A 6,073-nucleotide genomic window follows, 5' to 3' on the forward strand; every position below is an offset into this window, starting at 1 on the left:
CCCGGAGAACTGGCAGGCGAATCGGCGCGAACGGCCCCTGGCCAGCACTGAAGGTGCTGTTCGGGGCCCTCCCTTAGGCGCGGGGCCGTGTCTGGGCCGTGCGCCTGAGCCGCGCTGGTACACGAAAGGGTGTCGCCTGCGCTTTTACAGCGTTGCCACAAGCTTTCTGGCATCGATGACGCAGTTCTCCAGGTAGTCCGCTTTCACCTGGACGCGATGCCCCATGATGTCCAGCTTGCCGGGCTTCTGTGCATAGAGGGGGCATCCGCGTGCCTGCGCAACCACGCCGGCGGTCTGGAAGTCACGGATCTCGACGACGCCATCCTTGATCTTGTCGAAGGTGAACATGTCGGGGGTCGACGCCATGAGTGCTTCGACGTCCCGGTCGATCGAGTGCAGCACCGCGGCGTAGGCAGATGCCGCCCCCATGTACTGGGTGAGTCGGTTCTTGGCGATGACGTGTACCGCCGGGAGATCCCGTCCGGCGTCGCGGAGGCGCGTGGCGAAGGCGTACTGCGTGTAGATGTCCGAGGGAAGCTTGAGGCCGTAGACCAGTGAAAAGGCGTTCTGGATGGCGCGACGCGACGAGTCGTCCGCCATCACGGGCAAGATCAGCCTGTCAGCAGCGGAAAGCGCGACCTGGGTGTACATCGAGAACGAGGGGTTGGTGTCGATGAATACCGTGTCGTACTCGCCGGATACCGTGTCGAGCAGGTCGCGAATCCAGTCGATAATGCGCAGCCACGAGTTGGTGGTCGGGATCGACGTGTTCGCCAGCGCGGACATCGCAGTCGCCTGCATCTCTAGCAGCGGATCACCGGCGATCAGGTCGATGTTCTGCGGGATCGCCTGGTTGTACTGACTGGGCTTCGAGATGTAGTCGGCGGCCACGATGGTCGGTGGGGCGTACGGGGAGGACAGTCGCAACTCGAAGTACCCGCCGATCGTGCGACGCCTCTGCTCCCCCTGCCGTGCAAGCAGGACTTCGCTGCCGCGGAAGGCCAATCCCCCGTACAACAGCTCGGAAAGGTTCGCCTGCGGACAGACGTCGAGGACAAGGATGCGCTCGTGGGGGTTCTCGTGTGCGTAGAGCGAGAGCGTCTGGAAGCACAGGCTCGTCTTGCCGGTGCCACCCTTGTTGTTCCAGAAGGCGTAAGTGGTCATCTGAGTCCCATCGTCTCGAGGAGGAGTGTAGGGACATTGTCACGTCCATTTTGGACTTTGTCAAGGCGAGTTCGGACGTCGATCTGGGAGCTGATGTCTCCCGGGCGCGATCAAGCCCCCTATCAGCGGTGTTGCCGCCAACCGGGGGCCGTCTCGTGCAGGTGGGCTATCCCTCGGCCATGTCGAAGACGTCGTCCAGGGCGCGGCGGGCGCGCTCGCTGCTGCTGGGCATCAGGTGGGCGTACACCCGAAGCGTCATCGCCGGATCGGCGTGGCCGAGGTACTCGCTCACGGCCTTGATGCTCTCGCCCGCGTCCAGGAGGACCGAGGCGTAGAAGTGGCGAAGGGCGTGCATCCCGTGCTGCCGGGCGGAGGCGAACGGCTTCCCGGCTTCCGGCGTCGGGATGAGGCCGGCCGCGGCAAGAGCCCGCTTCCACTCGTGGACGTTGAAGTTGCTCCGCCAGACGATCCCGCCGACCGTGTTCGTGAAGATCAGACGCCGCTCGGTGAGCGGGCCATCCGGCCTGCCCCACGGCAGCTTGATACCCACGGGCGGGTGACTCTTCATGTGCCGGCGCAGGGCGGTGGCCACCGAGGACGGCAGCGGCACGTCCCGCTCCTTGTTGCCCTTGGGCGGAGCGAAGACCGCGACGCCTCGGATCTGCTTGACCTGAGTGGTGACCCGCAGCGTGTCGCCGTCGAGCTGCACGCTGTCCTCGGCGAGACCGATGATCTCGCCCTGTCGGAGACCACAGCCGCTGCCCACGGAGACCATGGCCTGGTACCGCTCGGGCAGGGCGTCGCGGACCGCAGTCACTTGCGAGGGGAGCCACGGCACGACCCGGGCCGCCGAGACGGCCGGCGGGCGGACGGATGCCGCCGAGCACGGATTCCGGGCGAGGTGGCCGTCGTCCACGGCGGCCGACAGCACCGCGCGGACGTTGGCGTAGATGTTGCGGGCGTAGCTGCCGCCTATCGAGTCGTTCTCCAGGTCGCGCACGAACTCGCGGATATGGACCGGCCGGAAGGAACCGAGCGGACGCGCCCCGATGCGGGGGAAGGCGTGCAGCCGAAGCCGGGTCTCCACTCCGATGCGCGTGTTCAGGTCGGTCGTCTGCCCGGTGATCCAGCGCTCCGCGTACTGCTGGAAGGTCATGCGGGCGGCCTTCGGGTCGACGTACTGGCCGCGGGACATGTCGGCCGCCGTCTCGGCCAGCCACTCCTCCGCCTTGCGCTTCTGACGGTCGGGGAAGGACCGGCTCTTCTCGGTGCCGTCGGGCCCGACGTACCGGGCCCGGTAGCGCAGGCCGCTGCCGTAGCGGTCGGTCTTCACCTTCACAGGTTTGCCGTCCGGGCCCGTCTCGGTCTTGTACCAGCGATCCTGCACGTGGCCAGGCATCAGGCGGCCACCTCAGTCAGAACGTCGACCCACTCGCGAAGTCGGGCGGGGTCGTAGCGGAGGTGCCGGCCGACGCGGAAGGCCGGAGGGCCTGAGCGCTTCCGCCGCCACTGATACAGCGTTTCGACCGGCACGCCCAGCAGCTCGGCGACATCGGCCGGGGTCAGGTACCGCTCCGGAAGCGTGTGGACGGTCATGCGGCTGCTCCTTCCAGGGCCAGGTCGCGTAGGGCCTCGCGGGCGGTCTCGCGGTTGAGTTGAAGGTCGCGGGCGATGGTGGCGGCGAGGGCGGATTCGCCGGGGGTGTGGCCGTGTCCGGCGTACTGCCAGTCGGCCAGAACGAGGACGGTGTCCGGCTCCTGGTCCTCGAGGCCGAGGGCGGCGTGCTCCTGGGCGGCGCGGTAGTCGGCGCGGGCCTGGCGGAGGGCGCCGAGGGTGGTGGAGTAGCGGCGGGACTTCGAGGAGAAGTGGCCGCGGAAGCCGAGCATGTGCGCCCAGGCCCACAGGCGCCGGTCCGGGTAGAGCGGGTCGAGCAGCTTGCAGGCTTCGATCAGGCGGCGGGTGTGGTCGGGGACGCCGTGGCGGTCGAGTTCGGCGAGTTCGCCGATGCGGCGGTCGAGGGTGCCGGTGTTCTCGGCGGCTTTGGTGGCGTACTTGGCGACGTAGGAGGCGACGGCCTGTTCGGTGATGTCGGCGCCGTCCCCGAAGGCCTTGACTGGCCGGACGTCTAGCTGTCGGCCCCAGCGGAAGGTCCGGGCGGGCTGGTCGGCGGCGGTCGGGACGGAGACCGAGGTGTAGGAGTGCGCGGCGGCGGCTCGGATGGCGTCGCTGAGGAGGTCGACTGTGGCCCAGGTCGGCGGCGCGGTGCCGGGGCCGTCCGGTCCGTCGAGGCGGATCACGGCATGGAAGTGCAGGGCCCCGCGCTTTTGGAACTCGGCGACCTTGCCGTAGGAGAGCCGGGCGGCTTCCTTCAACTCCCGCTGCGTGATGCCGGCGCGGGCGGCGACCTCACGGCGGAGCCGGTTGGTGAAGCGTTGCCAGAGGTGCCCGGCGTGGTTGTTGAACAGCACCGCGCCCGCGTAGTCGTACGTCTCCGGGTCGAGGGCGGTGCCGAGGACGGGATCGTCGGCGGCGTGGCGGGTGCCGCAGCGGCAGACGCCCCGGTCGGGCCGGTTGTGGACACGGCCGAACGAGGGGGCGGTGAGGGTGGCGAAGACGCGGGGATGATCGCGGACGGTGGCCGGGATGTCGCGTCGGTCGTCCCCGGCGAGCCCGGCCCGGATGAGGTGGTAGGTGTCGCCCGCGTACGTCCAGGCGCAGGACGGGCAGCGGGAGGCCCGGCGGTTGCCGCAGGCAAGGCGGAGCCGTCCGCCCGGTTCGCCCTCGGTGGAGTAGTGGTGCAGGGTCTCGCCGGTCGTCTTGTCCTTGTGCAGGACCCAGCCGGTCAGGTGGATGGGGTCGGCGCAGCCGCCGGTACGGCGGATCTGCTCGTGCCAGCGGTGGTAGTCAGCGGCCGAAGCCACCCTCAGCAGGTCGCCGAGGGTGGCACGGTCGAGCAGCTGCTCAGGCACGCGCGCCCTCCGGGGAGCGGCGGACGGTGGCGGTGCCGGTGCCCTGGCAGGCCGGGCAGTGCGCGGTGATGGTGCGCAGGTGGCCACGGTGGTCACGGCCGCCGAGGGTGACGGCGACGGAGGCGAAGCCGTCGCAGGCCGGGCAGATCCTCGGCGGGGGCGGCGTGTGGTGGGCCATGATGGTGGTTCCTTTCGATTGCGGTTGGAAGGAACGGCCCCGGGTGGCGGCGTGCTTGGCGGCTTGTGCGCCACCCGGTGGCCTTTCAGCGAGTGGTGCGGGAGCCCCTGCGGGTGCGGCCTTTGGTCGCGTACATGGCCGCGTCGGCGGCGGTGAGCGCGTCCGTGAGGAGCGGCAGTGCCAGTTCCGCGACGGGGCAGACGCCGACCGAGGCCGCCAGCGGGAGGAACGTCCCGTCGTAGGACAGCGGCCGGTGCAGTGCGGCGGTGAGCGCGTCGAGGTCGGCGGCGGCCAGGTCCCGGATTATGGCGACGAATTCGTCCCCGCCCAGGCGTCCGGCGGTGCCGTTGTGTCCGCACCAGGCGCGTAGCCGGTCGGCGGTGGCGACGAGGGCGGCGTCCCCGGCGGCGTGGCCGTGGGTGTCGTTGAGGTTCTTGAAGTGGTCGAGGTCGACCAGGAGCACGGCGGCGTTCGGGTGCCGGCGGATGAGGTGTTCGGCGCGGGCGGTCCATCCGGCGCGGGTGTGCAGGCCGGTGAGCGGGTCGCGGCGGGCACAGGCGAGACGGCGGGTGAGGATGCCGCCGTGCACGGCCCAGCCGAGTAACGGCACGATGCTCGCGGCTATGTGCAGGTCCATGGCGTTGTCCCTTGGCGATGGCGGTTGGTGTGGGCGGAACCCGGTTCCAGGAGCGGCGGCGTGCTTGGCGGCTTGTGCGTCGCCCCTGGGACCGTTCAGCGACGCTTGAGGTCGGTGTTGATCAGAGAGCGGATCACCACGGCGCAGACCGCGACGGATACGCCAGTGACGGCGACGGCCAGGAGCATCGAGACGAGGACGGCGCCGACGACCAGGACCACGGCCGTACCAGCGCCGACCAGGGCGAGGACTGTGCCGGGGGTGAGCTGGATCGTCGGGCGGGTCGACGCAGCCGGGGCCGGGGCGGGCGCCTGGTGGTGCTGGACCACGGTGGTCGGCTCGACGACGGCGGGCGGAGTGACGAGCCCAGTCGGGGTGGGCATGGTGGGGATCTTCGGGCGGAGCATGGCGGTTCTCCCTTCTCGGTTACTTGGTGAGGGCGGTGTCGATGGCGGGGGCCAGGACGCTGTCGGCGAGGAGGTAGCCGCCGAGGAGCAGGACTGCGATGAGCCACCAGGGCGGGCGGAGGAACTTGACGCCGAGGTAGCCGACGACTGCGAGGGCGAACCAGAGGGGGACCTGCATGGCGGTGTCTCCTAGCGGACGCGGCAGCGGTGGGTGCGGGCGGCGAGCTGGGCGGCGCTCTGGCTGGAGTAGTCGGCGGACCAGCCGCAGCGGTCGGCGGTGCAGACGGCGGCGTGCTTGGTGTGGCCGTGGCGGTCGCGGTGGGTGCCGATCTGCACGGGGCCGATGCGCATCACGGAGTGGAAGTTGTCGCGGGCGGGCATGTCAGTTGCTCTCCTTCCGGGTGGTGGTGGGGTCGGGGAAGCTGGCGCGGATACCGGCGGCTGTGGCCGGGTCGGTGGTGCGCTGGGCGGCTTCCTCGGCGAGCAGGTGGGCGAGGTAGGGCCGGGCGGCGGCGGTCATCTCGCGGGCGCCGTCGAGGTAGTCGGCGGTGGTCAGGTCGGCGGGGTCGGAGGTCATCTGGGCTTCCTTCCGGGTCAGGCGAGCTGGGCGGCGATGGCGTCGGCGAGGTGGGGCGGGACGCCGAGGCGGGCGCGGAGGGTGTCGGTGTCGATCGGGGCGCCGGTGCGGTCGCGGTAGTCGGCGGCGACCTTGCGGGCG

General features: G+C 70.3%; 10 protein-coding genes and 1 pseudogene. All 11 read right to left on the bottom strand.

The window, feature by feature from the left end:
- Positions 1 to 144 precede the first annotated feature (144 nt).
- Positions 145 to 1,164 (bottom strand): ParA family protein, encoded by a 1,020-nt coding sequence (locus BZL64_RS13705; protein ID WP_086769457.1) that lies wholly within the window; start codon positions 1,162 to 1,164, stop codon positions 145 to 147.
- Positions 1,165 to 1,330: 166 nt separating this feature from the next.
- Positions 1,331 to 2,563, bottom strand: a complete 1,233-nt coding sequence (locus BZL64_RS13710) for a tyrosine-type recombinase/integrase (protein WP_086769458.1) — start codon at positions 2,561 to 2,563, stop codon at positions 1,331 to 1,333.
- Positions 2,563 to 2,760, bottom strand: coding sequence for a helix-turn-helix domain-containing protein (locus tag BZL64_RS13715; protein WP_086769459.1), 198 nt, complete (start codon positions 2,758 to 2,760; stop codon positions 2,563 to 2,565). The genes BZL64_RS13710 and BZL64_RS13715 overlap by 1 nt, the downstream gene beginning before the upstream one ends.
- The gene (gene repSA, locus BZL64_RS13720; RefSeq protein WP_086769460.1) at positions 2,757 to 4,133 is read right to left on the bottom strand and encodes a replication initiator protein RepSA; all 1,377 of its coding nucleotides are present in this window, start codon (positions 4,131 to 4,133) and stop codon (positions 2,757 to 2,759) included. Before repSA ends, BZL64_RS13715 begins: the two co-directional genes overlap by 4 nt.
- On the bottom strand, positions 4,126 to 4,311 hold the full coding sequence (locus BZL64_RS13725; protein WP_086769461.1) for a hypothetical protein: 186 nt from the start codon (positions 4,309 to 4,311) through the stop codon (positions 4,126 to 4,128). The genes repSA and BZL64_RS13725 overlap by 8 nt, the downstream gene beginning before the upstream one ends.
- Positions 4,312 to 4,396: 85 nt before the next feature.
- Positions 4,397 to 4,948, bottom strand: a complete 552-nt coding sequence (locus BZL64_RS13730) for a GGDEF domain-containing protein (protein ID WP_086769462.1) — start codon at positions 4,946 to 4,948, stop codon at positions 4,397 to 4,399.
- A gap of 95 nt (positions 4,949 to 5,043) precedes the next feature.
- Complete coding sequence (locus tag BZL64_RS13735) at positions 5,044 to 5,355, bottom strand: SpdD-like protein (RefSeq protein ID WP_086769463.1); 312 nt, start codon at positions 5,353 to 5,355, stop codon at positions 5,044 to 5,046.
- 19 nt (positions 5,356 to 5,374) lie between these two features.
- A complete protein-coding gene (locus BZL64_RS13740) occupies positions 5,375 to 5,533 on the bottom strand; it encodes a hypothetical protein (RefSeq protein ID WP_086769464.1) in 159 nt (52 codons plus the stop codon).
- Positions 5,534 to 5,544: 11 nt separating this feature from the next.
- Positions 5,545 to 5,736: a mobile element transfer protein gene (locus tag BZL64_RS13745; RefSeq protein WP_086769465.1), complete on the bottom strand. Its 192-nt coding sequence runs from the start codon at positions 5,734 to 5,736 to the stop codon at positions 5,545 to 5,547.
- A 1-nt stretch (position 5,737) separates the two neighbouring features.
- A complete protein-coding gene (locus tag BZL64_RS13750) occupies positions 5,738 to 5,932 on the bottom strand; it encodes a hypothetical protein (protein WP_086769466.1) in 195 nt (64 codons plus the stop codon).
- Between the two features lie 17 nt (positions 5,933 to 5,949).
- Positions 5,950 to 6,073 (bottom strand): annotated as a pseudogene (locus tag BZL64_RS41120) (DUF2637 domain-containing protein); the annotation flags it as partial.

Origin of the sequence: Streptomyces bobili (genome assembly GCF_002154575.1) — a bacterium.
Taxonomy (GTDB): domain Bacteria; phylum Actinomycetota; class Actinomycetes; order Streptomycetales; family Streptomycetaceae; genus Streptomyces; species Streptomyces bobili.

Coding starts and splice junctions, on each gene's coding strand:
- BZL64_RS13715 (WP_086769459.1), bottom strand. CDS start 2,760: ATGACCGTCCACACGCTTCCGGAGCGGTACCTGACCCCGGCCGATGTC.
- BZL64_RS13710 (WP_086769458.1), bottom strand. CDS start 2,563: ATGCCTGGCCACGTGCAGGATCGCTGGTACAAGACCGAGACGGGCCCG.
- BZL64_RS13750 (WP_086769466.1), bottom strand. CDS start 5,932: ATGACCTCCGACCCCGCCGACCTGACCACCGCCGACTACCTCGACGGC.
- BZL64_RS13745 (WP_086769465.1), bottom strand. CDS start 5,736: ATGCCCGCCCGCGACAACTTCCACTCCGTGATGCGCATCGGCCCCGTG.
- BZL64_RS13705 (WP_086769457.1), bottom strand. CDS start 1,164: ATGACCACTTACGCCTTCTGGAACAACAAGGGTGGCACCGGCAAGACG.
- BZL64_RS13730 (WP_086769462.1), bottom strand. CDS start 4,948: ATGGACCTGCACATAGCCGCGAGCATCGTGCCGTTACTCGGCTGGGCC.
- BZL64_RS13735 (WP_086769463.1), bottom strand. CDS start 5,355: ATGCTCCGCCCGAAGATCCCCACCATGCCCACCCCGACTGGGCTCGTC.
- BZL64_RS13740 (WP_086769464.1), bottom strand. CDS start 5,533: ATGCAGGTCCCCCTCTGGTTCGCCCTCGCAGTCGTCGGCTACCTCGGC.
- BZL64_RS13725 (WP_086769461.1), bottom strand. CDS start 4,311: ATGGCCCACCACACGCCGCCCCCGCCGAGGATCTGCCCGGCCTGCGAC.